Raw genomic sequence first — 15,510 nt, forward strand, 5'->3', positions numbered from 1 at the left:
GGCCGAGCGGTCACCCGGCCGACCATCCGGCGCACCGCACGCGGCCGACGGCCCGGCGCGCCCCACCGGTCAGGCGATCCGGCGCGCCTCGCCCGCGATGGCCGCCACCGCCACCCCCTCCCCGGCCAACGCCTCGCGCACGGCCCGCGCGACGTCGACCGCACCGGTGGCGTCCCCGTGGACGCACAAGGAGTCCACCCGCATCCGCACGATCCGCCCGTCCACGGTCCGCACCTGCCCGTCCACCGCCAGCGCCACGCTCCGCTGCACGATCTCCGCCACCGAGTGCAGCACCGCCCCGGGCAGCCGCCGGTCGACCAGCGTCCCCCGCCCGGTGTACGCGCGGTCCGCGAAGCCCTCGAACCGGACCGGCAGCCCGGCGACCTCGGCGCGCTTCATCCACACCGCGCCCGGCAGCCCCACCACCGGCAACGACGGGTCGAACGCGCGCACCGCGTCGACCACCGCGTCCGCCTGCGTCTCGTGCGTCCCCAGCGCGTTGTACAGAGCGCCGTGCGGCTTCACGTACGACACGCGCGTCCCGGCCGCCCGCGCACAGGCGTCCAGCCCGCCGAGCTGGTAGAGCACGTCGGCCGTGAGTTCCGCCGGGGAGACGTCCACGAACCGCCGCCCGAACCCGGCCAGGTCCCGGTACCCGACGTGCGCGCCGATCGCGACGCCCGCCGCGCCGGCCGTCGCGCACGTGCGGGACATGATCGACGGATCGCCCGCGTGGAACCCGCAGGCGATGTTCGCGCTGGTCACGACGTTCAGCAGAGCGTCGTCGTCGCCCACCGCCCAGCGGCCGAAGCCCTCGCCCAGATCGGCGTTCAGGTCCATGGTGTGCATCGCGGTCGGGTCTCGGTTCGGGACGCGGGACCCCCTCCTCCCTTCGTTCAATGTAGGGATTGTTCAACAATCCATCAATCCCCCGTTTGGTTTGTAGAGCGGGACTAGACTCCCCGGCATGACGAGCGTTGAGGGCGGTTGGCTGGCGGCGCTGGCCAAGGACCGGGGCGACATCGATCGTTCGAGCACCGCCGAGCGGGTCGCCGACAAGATCCGCACCCGCGTCCTGGACGGGGCCATCGAGCCCGGTCAGCCGCTCAACGAGAAGGCGCTCGGCGACGCCCTGCGGGTCTCCCGCAACACCCTGCGCGAGGCGTTCCGCCTGCTCACCCACGAACGCCTGCTGGTGCACGAGTACAGCAAGGGCGTCTCGGTCCGGAAGCCCGACCGGCACGACATCGAGGACCTCTACGCCGCCCGCCGGGTCATCGAGGGCGGTGCCCTCCGCTGCTGGCCCGACGCCACCGAGAAGGCCAGGTCGGCCGTCCGGGACGCCGTCGCCCTGGGCCTGTCCAGCGCGGAGAAGGAGGACTGGACGACGGTCGGCACCGCCAACATCCGGTTCCACCAGGCCATCACCGCCCTGGCCGGCAGCGCCCGCCTGGACGAGGAGATCAAGCGCCTGCTGGCCGAGCTCCGGCTGGCCTTCCACGTCATGGGCGACCCGAGCGACTTCTACGTCGGCTACATCCCGCTGAACCGGCTGATCAGCACCCACCTCGACAACGGCGGGCTGCGCGCGGCCGAGGACGCCCTCGCCGACTACTTCGACCGCGCCGAGAAGCACGTGGTGGACGGCCTGAGCGGAGAGTGACGGGGGCCGCGCCGCCACCTCGCAGCCGGTGGACGTCCCGCCGAACACCGTGACGGCAACCCCCCGACGGCCCTAGCATCCTGCGACACCCAGCAACCCGGGTCGCACGGAGGGCCACATGCCACGAAAGCCCAGCCTGCGCTGGCGCAACTGGAACCTGTTGCTGCTGGTCCCGCTGCTCATGCTCGTCACGCCGTGGTTCAACTTCGACGGCCCGCGCCTGTTCGGCCTGCCGTTCTTCTACTGGTACCAGTTCGCCTGGGTGCCGGTCGGCGTGGTCTGCGTCGGCCTCGTCCACGTCATGACCAAGGACGAACCCGTCGTGCGCGACCGGCCCGACCCGCTCGGCGTGGACGACCTGGACGAGGGGGCGAAGTAGGTGCGGTGGATCGAGCTGGTCGTCTTCAGCGCGTTGTTCCTGCTGGTCACGGTCCTGGGCTTCCTCGCGGCGAAGTGGCGGTCGGGCAGCACGCTCGACCACCTCGACGAGTGGGGGCTGGGCGGTCGCAAGTTCGGCTCGTGGATCACCTGGTTCCTGGTCGGCGGTGACCTCTACACCGCGTACACGTTCGTCGCGGTGCCCGCCCTGGTGTTCGGCGCGGGCGCGACCGGCTTCTTCGCCCTGCCGTACACGGTGATCCTCTACCCGCTCGTCTTCCTGCCGCTGGTGCGCATGTGGTCGGTGTCCCGCGTGCACGGCTACGTCACGCCCGCCGACTTCGTGCGCGGCCGGTACGGCTCGCACTGGCTGGCGCTGATCGTCGCGATCACCGGCATCGTCGCGACCATGCCGTACATCGCGTTGCAGCTCGTCGGCCTCGAAGCGGTGCTGCGGACGATGGGGCTCAACGGCTCCGGCATCCTCGGCCACGCGCCCCTGCTGATCGCGTTCCTCATCCTCGCGCTCTACACCTACCAGTCCGGCCTGCGCGCGCCCGCGCTGATCGCTTTCGTCAAGGACGCGCTGATCTACGTCGTGATCCTGGTGGCCGTGATCTACCTGCCGGGCAAGTTCGGCGGCTGGGGCGCGATCTTCGACACCGCGCAGGCCAAGTACGAGGCCACGCCCGCCAAGACCGACGGCATCCTGCTGGGCGTGGACAACCAGCTCCAGTACGCGACCCTGGCTCTGGGTTCCGCGCTGGCGCTGTTCCTGTACCCGCACTCGCTGACCGGCATCCTCGCCTCGCGCGGGCGCAACGTCATCAAGCGCAACATGGTGGCGCTGCCCGCCTACTCGCTGCTGCTGGGCCTGCTGGCGATGCTGGGGTTCGTGGCGATCAGCGCGGACGTCGCGCCGATCACCAACCAGGCCACCGGCCGCCCGGACACGAACACCATCGTCCCGGTGCTGTTCGGCGAGGAGTTCCCGTCCTGGTTCGCCGGGATCGCGTTCGCCGCCATCGGCATCGGCGCGCTGGTGCCCGCCGCCATCATGTCCATCGCGGCGGCGAACCTGTGGACCCGCAACATCTACAAGGAGTACCTGAAGAAGGACGCCACGTCGGCGCAGGAGGCCAAGCAGGCCAAGGTCGCCTCGCTGGTGGTGAAGTTCGGCGCGGTCGCGTTCATCGTGTTCGTCGACCCGCAGTTCTCCATCGACCTCCAGCTCATCGGCGGCGTGATGATCCTCCAGACGCTGCCCGCCGTGGCGGTCGCCCTGTACACCAGGTGGTTCCACGTGCACGGGCTGGTCGTCGGGTGGGTCGTGGGCATGGGCTGGGGCATGTACCTGCTCTACGGAATCCCCAGCGCGGACGGCAAGCGCCCGCACTTCGGGGGGTCCGCGCTGGCCCTGGACGAGCTGTCGCTGTTCGGCTGGCACCCCTTCAGCGGGTCGACCGTGCAGATCTACGTCGGCATCGTCACCGTCGTGGCCAACCTGGCGGTCGCCGCCGTCGTCACGCTGGTCGCCAAGCGGCTGCGGGCGTTCAATGGCACGGACGAGACCACGGGCGAGGACTACCACGTGGACGAGGACAGCCACCGCGTCAAGCCGGTGGCCGCGCACTGAAGAGTCAGGGCCGCAGCACCAGCGCCGCCGCGCCGACGAGTCCCGCCTGGCCACCCAGCCGGGCGGGCTCCACCCGGAAACCGTCCAAGTAGGACAGTCCACAGTGGTCTGCCACGGCCTTCCGGATCGGGTCGAGCAACAGGTCCCCGGCGAGCGCCACACCACCGCCGACCACCGCCAGGTCCAGGTCGCACACCGCCGCCGCGGCCACGATGGCCAACCCCACCGCGCGCCCGGCCCGGTCGAACGCCGCCCGGGGCAGCTCCTGCCCGGCCAGCGCCGCCGCCGCGAGGTGCGCCGCGTCCGCCTCGTCCGGCCCCTGCCACCCCCGCCGGCGCGCCCACGCGACCATCCGGGGCCCGCCCGCCACGGTCTCCGCGCAACCGCGCCCGCCGCACGTGCACGCCTCGCCGTCCGGCTCCACCACGACGTGGCCGAGGTGCCCGGCGTTGCCCGTCCGCCCGCCGAACGGCCGCCCGCCCAGCACCAGCCCGCCGCCGACCCCGGTCGACACCACCAGCCCGACCATGAACCGGCTGCCCCGGCCCGCGCCCTGCCAGTGCTCGCCCAGCGCCATGCACGCCCCGTCGCCCGCCAGCTCCACCGGCACGCCCGGCACCAGCGCGGCCATCCGGTCGCGCAGCGGGAACCCCTGCCACGCGGTCACGTTGATCGGGCTCGCGGTGCCCAGCACGGCGTCCACCGGTCCGGCGCACGCGATGCCGACCCCCGCGACCTCCTCGCCGTCGAGCACCTGCCCGACCACGTCCTCGACCGCCCGCCAGGTCTCCTCGGCGTCGTCGGTCGGCGTGGCCACCCGCACCGGCCGCCGCACCGCACCGCTCCGGTCCACCAGCCCACCGGCGATCTTGGTGCCGCCCACGTCCACCGCCAGCACCAGGTCCGTCACACCGACCACCCTAGGTGACGCCGCGCGTCCCGGTCCGCCGCCCGGGACCCCGGGGCGGTCAGCGCTTGAGCATCCGCGTGAGACCCGCCGCGACCGTCGTGGCCAGCACCCAGCCGGTGACGATCAACCCGGCCGCGATCCACTGCGACGCACCCCCGGTCTGCCACCGGTTCTTGTTGCCCAGGTCGACGATCGGGACCACCAGGTCGATCGTGTACAGCCACGCGTTGAAGTGCATCCGGTCGTCGGAGTTGATCACCAACAGCGGTGTCCCGACGGAGAACCAGAGGCTGCCCAGCACCCACGACACCACCAGCCACGCCAACGCGCGCGCCGGTCGGTACCCGTAGCCCACCATCGACCGCTGGAGCCAGCTCCACAGCAGCACCAGCGGTCCCAACACCTTCCTGCCCTCGGCCACCGCCCGGTAGCGCAGCCGCTGCTTCTCCACGTGGACGGTCGCCGCGTGCTCGTCGTTGCCGCCGGCCCGCAGCATCTCGGCGAACTGGTCGTACGGGCCGGGCCGGTAGGTGCGCCGCATCGCCTGCCGCAGCCAGCGCAAGCGGCGCTCGACCTCCCGGTCGTCGCGCAGGTCGATGGGGTTGCGCAGCGAGTCGTAGCGGAACTCCTCCAGGTCGATCCACCCGGTGGCCGACCAGAACGTCTCGTCGTCCTCCAACGACGTGCAGCGCACCTGGCGCAGCGTGACGTCGCCGCGCGGCGGGCTGATCGGGGTCAGCACGAGCTCCTGGACCTGCATCCCGAGCAGGTTCAGCGCGTGGCTGTCGAGCTTGTCGCCGAGCACCGCGCCCGCGAAGTTCGCCATCCGCCCGATCTGCGCCCGCCGGGCCCGCACCCCGCCGTGCGCCACGAACTCCTTCGCGCCGCGCGCGCAGATCAGGTCCCGGCCGATCACCGCGCCGCCGACGTCCACCGACGGTTTGCCCGCCGACATGTGCCGGTAGCGGCCGGGTTGCGTGATGCGGCTGCCGCGCAGGTCGAGGTTCGCGCCGATCTGCACGCCGCGCAGCTCCAGCCCGCCCGCCACCTCGACCTCGCGCAGGGTCAGGTTGCTGCCGATGAGCGACCGGTTGCCCAGCAGGGCGTCGGCGCGCGGGTTGTCCACAGTGGACCCGTCGAGGGTGAGGCTGCCCTTCACCCGCACGTCGACCATCCGGATCTGGCCGCGCACGTGCGCCTGGCGCGCGAGGACGTCGCCGCCGATCCGCGCGCCGTCCAGGTGCAGCGCCCGGCCGTGGCCGGTGGGGTCGGTGCCGCCCGGCGGGCTCAGCGCGTCGAACCGGCCGCCGGACAGCGACAGCGTGCCGCCGAGCGCGGCGTTGACCATGCGGACCGTGCCCGCGCCGGTGAAACCCCGGTCGAGGTGCACGTCACCGTCGACGGTGATCCGGTCCAGCACCACCGTCGACGTCGGGTCGGCGTGCGGGTCGAGCGCGGCCTCGTCGTCGGCCCGCCCCTCGGTCACGGTCGCGCCGCGCAGGGTGAGCTCGGAGGCGACGCGGGCGCTGGCCAGCAGCACCGTGCCGCGGATCGTCGAGTTGCTCAGCAGCAGGCTCCCGCCGACGTGCGCGTTCGTGCCGCGCACCGCGTAGCCGCCGGGGTTGTCCAGCACGCTGCCGGCGAAGTTGCAGTAGCCGCCGATCTGGGCGCTCGCCAGCCGCAGCTCACCGACCACGGACACCTGTTGCGCGAGCAGCGCGCCCGCGAGCTTCACCCGGTCCGCCTGCACCGCCACGCCGCCCGGTACCAGCAGCGAGCTGCCGCGCAGCGACAGGGACGCGGCGATGTCCGCGTCGGTGAGGTCCACCAGGCCCTCGACCGTGCTGCCCGCCAGCGACACCTCGGTCGAGCTGCTCAGGTTGCGGGCCCGCAGGCCGGGCAGCAGGCAGTCCGCGAACTCGACCCCGGCCAGCCGGGCCTGCCGCAGGTCGGGCGGCTCCTCGAACCGGCAGCGGACGAACTCCAGCAGGTAGTTCAGCTCCACCGCGCGCAGGTCCAGCGGCCCGGTGAGGTAGCGGTCGACCACCCGGATCACCGGCGTCGCGCTCGGCTCGCGCCGGGCCGGCCACCGACCGCCGTCGGCCTCGCCCACCCCGCGCAGCACGTCCGCCGCCGGCATTCGGTGGGTGCGCGGCGGGCTGGGGTCGAACACGTCCAGCCCGCGCGCCCCCGTCTCGGTCATGTGATCGACAATGCGGGTTCGGTGGTCGCGCCCGCAAGCAGATCAGCGCAAATGCTCCGTCTGCCCGCCGGAACTCCCCCGTCGGTGCGCCCCGGGATCAGTCGCCCGGCCCCTGGTGCGTCGGGTCCAGCACGCGCGCCAGGAACGACTGGGTGCGGGCGTGCTGCGGGTCGCCGATGACCTGCGCCGCCGGCCCCTCCTCCACCACGTACCCGCCGTCCATGAACAGCACCCGGTCGGCCACCTCGCGGGCGAACTGCATCTCGTGCGTCACGACCAGCATGGTCATGCCCTCGTCGGCGAGCTGCCGCATCACGCCCAGCACGTCGCCCACCAGCTCGGGGTCCAGCGCCGAGGTCGGCTCGTCGAACAGCATCACCGACGGGTCCATGGACAGCGCCCGCGCGATCGCCGCCCGCTGCTGCTGCCCGCCGGAGAGCTGCGCCGGCATGGCGTTGACCTTGTCCGACAACCCGACCCGCTCCAGGTTGCGCAGCGCGGTCTCCTGCGCCTGCTCCGGCGAGCGCCGCAACACCTGGCGCTGGGCCACGGTCAGGTTGTTCAGCACGTTGAGGTGCGAGAACAGGTTGAACCCCTGGAACACCATGCCGATCCGGGTCCGCGCGGCGTCGATGTCGACGTCCGGGTCGGTCAGCTCCTCGCCGTTGACCACGATCCGGCCGGCGGTCGGCTCCTCCAGCAGGTTCACGCAGCGCAGCAGCGTCGACTTGCCCGAACCGGAGGGCCCGATGACGCACACGACGTCACCGCGCCGCACCGACACGTCGATGCCCTTGAGCACCTCCAGCGACCCGAACGACTTCGTCAACCCGGTGATCTCGACGGCCAGGTCCGGCTCCGCCGCGTCCACGGGTGGGACTTCCTCGGACATCGCCTACACCCCCGTCGTTTCCGGCGCGCTCAGCTTCTTGCCGCCGGTCTGCCGTTCCAGGTACCGCGAGAGCTGGCCCAGCGGCAGCGTGATGATCAGGTAGCACAGGCCCGCGATGAGCAGCGGGGTCAGCGACGGCGACCGGCTCAGCGTTTCCCGGCCGAGCTTGGTCAGCTCGTACTCCGCCGCGGTCAGGCCCACCACCGAGATCAGCGAGGAGTCCTTGATCAGCATGATCAGCTCGTTGGTCAGCGGCGGCAGGATGATCCGGAACGCCTGCGGGATCACCACGGTCAGCAGCGTGCGGCCGTGCGACATGCCCAGCGACCGGGCGGCCTCGATCTGGCCCTTCGGCACCGCCTGGATGCCCGCCCGGATCGTCTCGCCGATGTAGGCGCTGCCGACGATGCCGAGCGCCAGGCCCGCCGTGGAGTTGATCTCGAACTTGAGGCCGAACGCGAGCGGCACGGCCACGCTCAGCGCGACGAACACCAGCAGGGCGGGCACGCCCCGGAAGAACTCGATGTAGATCGTGGCGATCCAGCGCCAGGGCGCGACCGGCGACAGCTTCATCAGCGCCAGCAGCAGGCCCAGTCCCAGGCCGATCGCGAACCCGAACGCGCTGTAGACGATCGTGTTGACCAGCGCGGTCGTGATGACGTTCGGGAACATCTTCGCCGCGGTGTCCACGTCGAAGAAGGACTTCTTGATCTCGCCCCAGTCCGCGAGGAACGCGATCAGCAGGACGAGCACGAGCAGCAGCGCGTACTGCGCACGGCGGAAGACGATCGCCCGCCGCCGTTTGGACATGGCCATGTTCAGGGCCTCTCGCGGGAGGGGTCGGGCCGGGAGCGGTCCGGACGGGAACCGGACAGGACGTCCGGACAGGGGGCGGGGCCGGTGTCCGCGACACCGGCCCCGCGGTCAACCGGTCACTTCTTCTCCGGCTTCTTGCCGAACCACTTCTCGTAGAGCCGGTCGTACTCGCCGCTGTCCTTGGCCTTCTTCAGGACCTCGTCGACCTTGGCCTTCAGGGCGGTGTTGCCCTTCTTGAGGCCGATGCCGTACGACTCGCCGGTGTCGAACTCCTTGGTCACCGAGGTGTCCGGGTACTCCTTGGCGTAGTCGTAGAGCACGCCGTTGTCGTTGATCGCCGCGTCCACCGCGCCGGTGCGCACGGCGGTCTCCATCAGCGGCAGGTCCTCGAACTGGACGACGGTGTAGCCGTGGGTCGCGGAGTTGTCGTTGGCGTACCCCTCGCCCGTGGTGCCCTGCTGGACGCCGAGGCGCTTGCCCTTGAGGTCGGGCAGGTCCTTGACCGCGGAGTCCTTCTTGACCAGCAGCGCCTGCGAGGCGTCGAAGTACGGCTCCGAGAAGTCGATCGCCGCCTGGCGCTCGGGGTTGATCGTCATGCCGGCGGCGGCGAGGTCGCACTCGTTGGTGGTGAAGACCGTCCCCGAGGTGATGTTCTCGAAGGGCGTGTCGAAGATTTCCTGGTCGACCTTGAGGTCGGCGGCGATCAGGTTGACCAGGTCGACGTCGAAGCCGACGGTCTTGTCGCCGTCGGTGTACTGGAACGGCTTGTAGGACAGGTGCGTGCAGGTGACCAGCTTGCCGCTCTTGACCAGGGTGATCCCCGACCCGCCGTCCTGAGGGGTGCCGGTGTCGACCTTGGTCGCGCACGCCGTCGCGGCGAGCGCTAGGACGGGCAGCATGGCGAGCACTGCGTGCCTGGTACGACGGGCCACGGCGTCACTCCTCGTAACTGTGTCGGTCGAGTGTTCCGGCATACTGCCACTTGGGCCAGGTGGTGCACAGCACGTGCGTGTTACAGCCCGAAGTCACGCACGAATATTGCGTCACAAGGACGGCCAGGCCGCAATATGTTCAGGCGCTTGGTTCACATCACACAGCAGGTGCACCGAAAGTGCGCGTTCGGCGACGGTCCGTCAGCAGGTCGGCGACCAGGGCCGTCCAGCCGGTCTGGTGCGTCGCGCCGAGGCCCTCGCCCGTGTCGCCGTCGAAGTACTCGCTGAAGGTGACGTGCTCCCGCCACAGCGCGGAGTCGGTGGACTCCACCCGCTTGCCGTCCGCCGGGCGGCGGCCGTCGTGGTCGGGCAGGAACAGCGACACCAGCCGCCGGACCAGCTCGTCCGCCGCCTCGCCGGCCGTCACGTAGCGCAGCGAGCGGGTGGGGAGTTCCACGTGGAACCGACCCTCGTGGAACGACTCGACCGTCCGCAGGGCCTCGACCAGCAGGGCGTTCGTCGGGAACCAGACCGGGCCGCGCCAGTTGGAGTTGCCGCCGAACATCGGCGTGCGGGACTCGCCGGGCTCGTAGCCCATCCGGTGCTCCTGGTCCGCCACCTGCACCTCCAGGCCCTCCCGGTGCGCGGCGGACAGGCTGCGGATGCCGTGCGGCGACAGGAACTCGCCCTCGTCGAACATCCGGCCCAGCACCCGGCGGAGCTTGTCCTCGTCCAGCAGGGACAGCAGCACGCGGCCGTCGCGCCTGGTCAGGAACCTGCCGAGCTCGGGCCGTCGGGCCAGCAGGTGGTCCAGCCGGCGGGCGAACCCGGGCAGCTCCTCGAACACCCACGGCTCCAGCACCGCGCACGCCAGCACCGGGATCAGGCCCACCATCGACCGCACCCGCAGCGGCTGCGACTCGACCGAGCCGTCGGGCAGCCGGCGCGAGGCGACGTCGTAGCAGAAGCCGTCGGTCTCGTCCCAGATCCCGCGCCCGCCGGAGCCGAACCGGGTGGACGCCTCGGCGATGCTCAGGAAGTGCTCGACGAACTTCGTGGCCACGTCCTCGTAGGAGTCGTCGTGCCGGGCCAGCTCCAGCGCCATCCGCATCAGGTGCAGGCTGTACGCGGCCATCCACGACGTCGCGTCGGACTGCTCCAGCCGCCACTGGCCGAGCATCGGCTCGGACCGGTTGACCGGCCCGATGTTGTCCATGCCGAGGAACCCGCCCTCGAACAGGTGGCTGCCGTCGGCGTCCTTCCGGTTGACCCACCAGGAGAAGTTCAGCAGGAGCTTGTGGAAGACCTTCGCCAGGAACTTCCGGTCGGGGTCGATCGCGAACACCTGGAGCGCCGCCCACGCGTGCACCGGCGGGTTCACGTCGCCGAACTCCCACTCGTAGGCGGGGAGCTGGCCGTTCGGGTGCATCAACCACTCGCGGCACAGCAGGAGGAGCTGCTCCTTGGCGAACGCCGGGTCGACCCGGGCGAACGGCACGGTGTGGAAGGCCAGGTCCCACGCGGCGAACCAGGGGTACTCCCACTCGTCCGGCATGGAGATCACGTCCGCCACGTCGAAGTGCCGCCAGTGCGCGTTGCGGGCGTGCGGCGACTGCCGCGACCTCGGTGCGGCGGGCTGCGCCGGATCGCCGTCCAGCCACTCCCGGGTGCGGAACCGGTAGTGCTGCTTGGTCCACATCAGACCGGCCAGCGCACGGCGGGTCACCTTGTCCCGCAACGGGTCCAGGTCCGTGCGGTGGAACGCGTCGGCATCCGCCAAGCGCTCGTCCACAGTGGACTGGAAGGTCGGGCCGAACGCGTCGGGGTGTCCGTCGCCCTCGATCAGGCGGAGCCGCACGGTGACCGTCTCGCCGGGCTCGACCGGGTCGAACGAGTACCAGGCGGCGGCCTTGGTGCCGCTCTCGCCCTCGTCGTCCGGCCCGATCACCCGGCACGCCTTGGCGTCCCCGCCCACCACGTACCGGTCGATGCCGTCCTTGGTGTGCCGGGCCGGGTTGTCGGCCGCGTCGAACAGCTCGACCTCGTTGGTCTCGTTCTCGGTGACCAGCAACGTCGGCGTGCCCTCGACGTGCAGCGTGTACCGGCCCAGCGCGCCGTGCTCGGCCGTGAACCGCCGCCACCCGTCCCTGGTCGACGCCCGCAGGTCCGGCTTGCGGTCGTCCCGGCCCCACGCCCAGGTGTTGCGGAACCACAACTGGGGCAGCAGGTGCAGCGGCGCGGGGTCCGGTCCGTGGTTGGTGGCGGCGATCTCGACGCAGATGTCGGTCGGGGCCGCCTTGGCGTAGCTGACCTGGACGTCGAAGAACCGGTTCTCGTCCAGCACCCCCGTGTCGGACAGCTCGGGCTCGCGCGCCTGCCGGCCGGCGTTGACCGCCATCTCGCGCAGTTCGCGGTAGGGGAACTCGGCCTGCGGGTACCGGTAGACCACGCGCATCCACGAGTGCGTGGGCGTGCCGTCGGTGACCCACCAGTGCTCTTTGACGTCCTCGCCGTGGTTGCCCTCGTTGTTGGTCAGGCCGAAGTACCGCTCCTTGAGGATCGGGTCGCGGCCGTTCCACAGGGCGAGCCCGAGGTTGAGGAACCCGTGCACGTCGCAGATGCCCGCGATGCCGTCCTCGCCCCAGCGGTAGGCGCGGGAGCGCGCGTGCTCGAACGGGAACGAGGTCCAGGCGTCACCACCCGCCGAGTAGTCCTCCCGGACCGTCCCCCACTGCCGTCCGGCCAGGTAGGGGCCCCACAGCCGCCAGGGCGAGGTGGGCGCGTCGGACTGCGCCAGCCTCGCCTGCTCCCGTTGTTCGTCCACCGAACCAGTGTGCGGCATCGATCCAGTGAACCGGGTTACCGACCGGTTCCCATCACACCGACGGGTGGGGCTTCGACCACGTTCGGGTCATGACTCAGCGTCATGACGACCGGGTGCCGGCCACCGGAGCGGTCTCGCCGACAGGTGGACCGCCGCGCGGACCCGACCCCGGTGGGGCCGGGTCCGGGTCCGGCTCACCGCCGGGCGTGCGCGTCCAGCACCACGGCCACGGCCTCGGTGATCCGGGCCGCGTGGCCCAGGTGCAGCCACTCGTCGGGCACGTGGCAGTTGCTGTCCGGGCCCACCGCGCCGGTCACCAGGAATTGCGCGTCCGGGTACGCGTCGTGCAGCAGGCCCATGAACGGGATCGAGCCGCCCAGCGACACGGTCCGCCACGGCGCGCCGAACACCTCCTCGCCGATCACGTCCAGCGTCTTCCGCAGCCACGGCGCGAGCTCCGGCGCGTTCCAGCCGTCCGCGTGCTCGACCCGGGACAGCTCGACCACCGCGCCGTAGGGCACGTCCTCGGTCAGCAGCCGCCCGACCGCCTCGACGGACGCCTTGGCGTCGGCCGTCGGCGGCAGGCGGAAGCTCAGCACCAGCGTGGTGAACGGCCGCAGCACGTTGCCCGCGTCCTGCGGGGCGGGCAGGCCGTCCGCGCCGGTGACGGACAGCGTCGGCCGCCACCCGGCGTTCAGGGCCAGTTCGACCTCGTCGGTGGTCACCGGCCGCACGCCCGGTGCCCACGGCACCGAGGACACCTGCACGCCCGGTGCGCTGGCGATGGCCTCACGCACTTCGGCGACCCGGTTCGCCGGCACCTCCACGTGCATCTCGCGGATCAGCACCTCGCCGGTGGCCGAGTCCTCCAGCCGGTCCAGCAGTTGCCGGACCACGCGGAAGGAGCTCGGCACGATCCCGCTGGCCATGCCCGAGTGCAGGCCGCTCTCCAGCACCCGCACGGTCAGCGCGGCCTGCGCGAGCCCGCGCAGCGACGTGGTCAGCCACATCCGCTCGTAGTCGCTGCCGCCCGAGTCCAGGCACACCACCAGCGACACGTCGCCCAGCCCCGGCTTCAGGTGCTCCAGGTAGGCGGGCAGGTCCGGGCTGCCGGACTCCTCGCCGGTCTCCAGCAGCACCACGCACCGCGCGTGCGACCCGCCGGCCGCCCGCAGGCCCTCGATCGCGGCCACCGCGGCGTACCCGGAGTAGCCGTCGTCCACCGCGCCCCGGCCGTAGAGGCGACCGTCCCGGACGACCGGCGTCCACGGGCCCAGCCCCTCGGACCAGTTCGCCACCGGCGGCTGCTTGTCCAGGTGCCCGTAGAGCAGCACGGTGTCGGGGGACTCCCCGGTGGCGGGCACGTCGACCAGCAGCAGCGGCGTGCGCTCGGGGAGTTCGACCACCTCGATGGTCGCGCCCGGCAGGTCGCGCCCGGCGAGCCAGCCGCGGACGTGCTCGACCGCGGCGGCCAGGTGCCCGTGCTCGGCCCACGCGGGGTCGAACGCCGGGGAGATCGCGGGCACCGCGACCAGGTCGGACAGGCTCGGGAGGATCTCGTCGTCCCAGAGGCCACGGACGGTACGGGTCAGCGCTGAACGGTCCACGTCCCGATACTCGCACGGGCCGTGGCGGTACCGGGTGGTGGACAAGCCCCGGGCGGCCGATGGTCGGACGTCCACGGGTGCCCGCGCCGCCGGTCCGGCCAACCCCCGAGGTCCCGCGCACGCGGGTGCGCCGACCGGGTGTACCCGGAGTCGTGCGGTCGGTCGTTAACGAACGGTAACCGGGACGTTCCCGTCCGTTGTGCGAACGGCCTAATCGGACTGCCGAAGATTGGGCTTCCTACCGTTGTGCCTGTTCAGGCGCGTGCGGGCACCATCACAAACTGGGACGGGGCTCACCATCCCGGGTGAACGCGTGTCAGGATGTGGATGAGAAACACCGTCAGCGCCGACGGTTGCCCACCACCCTCACCAGGGGGCGGCGACTGGCGGTGCCGCCGCGCATGGTCGTCACGAGCGACTTGGCGGCCTCGTAGACGAGGAGTAAGGCGCAATGTCGTCCCCAGAGAAATGGACGCAACCGGGGCCGGACAGCCCGCCGGCCACGGCCGCCGCACCGACCGCCGAGCAGGTGATCGCGGGTTTGCGGGCGACTGACGAGGGCGGTGCCGACCTGGTGCAACTGCTGACCCCCGAGGGTGAGCGGGTCACGCACCCGGACTTCGACATCGACATCACCGCCGACGAGCTGCGCGGGCTGTACCGCGACATGGTGCTGGTGCGCAGGGCGGACCGCGAGGCCAACGCCCTCCAGCGCAAGGGCGAGCTCGGCCTGTGGGTGCCGCTGCTCGGCCAGGAGGCCGCGCAGATCGGCGCGGGCCGCGCGATGAAGCCGATGGACATGGCCTTCCCGAGCTACCGCGAGCACGGGGTGGCCTGGTGCCGGGGCATCCAGCCGCACGAGATCCTGGGCATGTTCCGGGGCACCGACGCCGGCTCGTGGGACCCGGTGGAGCGCCGCTTCCACCCCTACACGATCGTCATCGGCAACCAGGTCCTCAACGCCGCCGGGTACGCCATGGGGCAGAAGTTCGACGGCAAGGTCGGCGACGACGCCGACAGCGAGGCCACCATCTGCTTCTTCGGCGACGGCGCGACCAGCCAGGGCGACGTGCACGAGGGCTTCGTCTGGGCCGCGGTGTACGACGCGCCCCTGGTCTTCTTCTGCCAGAACAACCAGTGGGCCATCTCCGAGCCCACCGAGCGCCAGTCGCGGCTGCCCCTCTACCAGCGGGCGCGCGGCTACGGCTTCCCCGGCATCCGGGTCGACGGCAACGACGTGCTGGCCACGCTCGCGGTCTCCCGCTGGGCGCTGGAGGAGTGCCGCCAGGGCAACGGCCCGATCCTCATCGAGGCCTTCACCTACCGGATGGACGCGCACACCACGTCCGACGACCCGTCCCGCTACCGGCTCTCCGACGAGCTGGAGCTGTGGAAGCTCAAGGACCCGATCGAGCGCGTCAAGGTGCACCTGGTCAAGCAGCAGTGGGCCGACCAGGCGTTCTTCGACTCGGTCGAGGCCGACGCCGAGGAGCTCGCCATCACCATGCGCGAGCACTGCGTCAACCTCCAGACCCCGCCCGCCGAGCGGATGTTCAGCAACGTCTACGCCGAGGACCACCCGGTGCTGGACGCCCAGCGCGACGAGTTCCTGGCCTACCACGCCGGATTCGCGGGAGGTGAGCACTGAA

12 protein-coding genes are annotated in these 15,510 nt (G+C 71.6%); 4 read left to right on the forward strand and 8 right to left on the reverse strand.

The genetic code is table 11. The annotated features are described in order from the left end of the window. Positions 1-69: 69 nt before the first annotated feature. Positions 70-849 carry a 5-oxoprolinase subunit PxpA gene (locus AB0G01_RS04740; protein WP_360939667.1) on the reverse strand — a complete coding sequence of 260 codons (780 nt, stop codon included), beginning with the start codon at positions 847-849 and terminating at the stop codon, positions 70-72. A gap of 118 nt (positions 850-967) precedes the next feature. On the opposite strand from AB0G01_RS04740, the gene AB0G01_RS04745 reads away from it, so the two are divergent. From AB0G01_RS04745 to mctP, 3 genes are all read left to right on the forward strand, one after another. After that, positions 968-1,663, forward strand: coding sequence for a GntR family transcriptional regulator (locus AB0G01_RS04745; RefSeq protein WP_360939669.1), 696 nt, complete (start codon positions 968-970; stop codon positions 1,661-1,663). 118 nt (positions 1,664-1,781) lie between these two features. Next, positions 1,782-2,042 (forward strand): DUF3311 domain-containing protein, encoded by a 261-nt coding sequence (locus AB0G01_RS04750; protein WP_360939671.1) that lies wholly within the window; start codon positions 1,782-1,784, stop codon positions 2,040-2,042. Further along, a complete protein-coding gene (gene mctP / locus AB0G01_RS04755; RefSeq protein ID WP_360939673.1) occupies positions 2,043-3,677 on the forward strand; it encodes a monocarboxylate uptake permease MctP in 1,635 nt (544 codons plus the stop codon). It begins immediately after the preceding gene. A 4-nt stretch (positions 3,678-3,681) separates the two neighbouring features. On the opposite strand, the gene AB0G01_RS04760 is transcribed toward mctP, so the two are convergent. From AB0G01_RS04760 to AB0G01_RS04790, 7 genes are all read right to left on the reverse strand, one after another. Next, positions 3,682-4,587: an ROK family protein gene (locus AB0G01_RS04760; RefSeq protein WP_360939675.1), complete on the reverse strand. Its 906-nt coding sequence runs from the start codon at positions 4,585-4,587 to the stop codon at positions 3,682-3,684. A 58-nt stretch (positions 4,588-4,645) separates the two neighbouring features. After that, on the reverse strand, positions 4,646-6,790 hold the full coding sequence (locus AB0G01_RS04765) for a hypothetical protein (protein ID WP_360939677.1): 2,145 nt from the start codon (positions 6,788-6,790) through the stop codon (positions 4,646-4,648). A 97-nt stretch (positions 6,791-6,887) separates the two neighbouring features. Then, entirely contained in the window at positions 6,888-7,682 is a 795-nt protein-coding gene (locus AB0G01_RS04770) for an amino acid ABC transporter ATP-binding protein (protein ID WP_360939679.1), read from the reverse strand. A gap of 3 nt (positions 7,683-7,685) precedes the next feature. Then, positions 7,686-8,498: an amino acid ABC transporter permease gene (locus AB0G01_RS04775; protein ID WP_360939681.1), complete on the reverse strand. Its 813-nt coding sequence runs from the start codon at positions 8,496-8,498 to the stop codon at positions 7,686-7,688. A gap of 116 nt (positions 8,499-8,614) precedes the next feature. Continuing rightward, on the reverse strand, positions 8,615-9,430 hold the full coding sequence (locus tag AB0G01_RS04780; RefSeq protein WP_360939683.1) for an ABC transporter substrate-binding protein: 816 nt from the start codon (positions 9,428-9,430) through the stop codon (positions 8,615-8,617). Between the two features lie 157 nt (positions 9,431-9,587). Further along, positions 9,588-12,254: a glucosidase gene (locus AB0G01_RS04785; protein WP_360939685.1), complete on the reverse strand. Its 2,667-nt coding sequence runs from the start codon at positions 12,252-12,254 to the stop codon at positions 9,588-9,590. A 194-nt stretch (positions 12,255-12,448) separates the two neighbouring features. Beyond that, positions 12,449-13,861: a M20/M25/M40 family metallo-hydrolase gene (locus AB0G01_RS04790; protein WP_360939687.1), complete on the reverse strand. Its 1,413-nt coding sequence runs from the start codon at positions 13,859-13,861 to the stop codon at positions 12,449-12,451. Positions 13,862-14,312: 451 nt separating this feature from the next. Here AB0G01_RS04790 and pdhA point away from each other — a divergent pair, with 451 nt between their 5' ends. Continuing rightward, positions 14,313-15,509, forward strand: a complete 1,197-nt coding sequence (gene pdhA / locus AB0G01_RS04795) for a pyruvate dehydrogenase (acetyl-transferring) E1 component subunit alpha (protein WP_360939689.1) — start codon at positions 14,313-14,315, stop codon at positions 15,507-15,509. Position 15,510 lies beyond the last annotated feature (1 nt).

Source organism: Actinosynnema sp. NPDC023587 (assembly GCF_040640215.1).
Taxonomy (GTDB): domain Bacteria; phylum Actinomycetota; class Actinomycetes; order Mycobacteriales; family Pseudonocardiaceae; genus Actinosynnema.

What these genes read in the sequence shown, in the direction of transcription:
- pdhA (WP_360939689.1), top strand. Translation starts at nt 14,313, where the DNA reads ATGTCGTCCCCAGAGAAATGGACGCAACCGGGGCCGGACAGCCCGCCG.
- AB0G01_RS04750 (WP_360939671.1), top strand. Translation starts at nt 1,782, where the DNA reads ATGCCACGAAAGCCCAGCCTGCGCTGGCGCAACTGGAACCTGTTGCTG.
- AB0G01_RS04740 (WP_360939667.1), bottom strand. Translation starts at nt 849, where the DNA reads ATGCACACCATGGACCTGAACGCCGATCTGGGCGAGGGCTTCGGCCGC.
- AB0G01_RS04775 (WP_360939681.1), bottom strand. Translation starts at nt 8,498, where the DNA reads ATGGCCATGTCCAAACGGCGGCGGGCGATCGTCTTCCGCCGTGCGCAG.
- AB0G01_RS04765 (WP_360939677.1), bottom strand. Translation starts at nt 6,790, where the DNA reads ATGACCGAGACGGGGGCGCGCGGGCTGGACGTGTTCGACCCCAGCCCG.
- AB0G01_RS04770 (WP_360939679.1), bottom strand. Translation starts at nt 7,682, where the DNA reads ATGTCCGAGGAAGTCCCACCCGTGGACGCGGCGGAGCCGGACCTGGCC.
- AB0G01_RS04745 (WP_360939669.1), top strand. Translation starts at nt 968, where the DNA reads ATGACGAGCGTTGAGGGCGGTTGGCTGGCGGCGCTGGCCAAGGACCGG.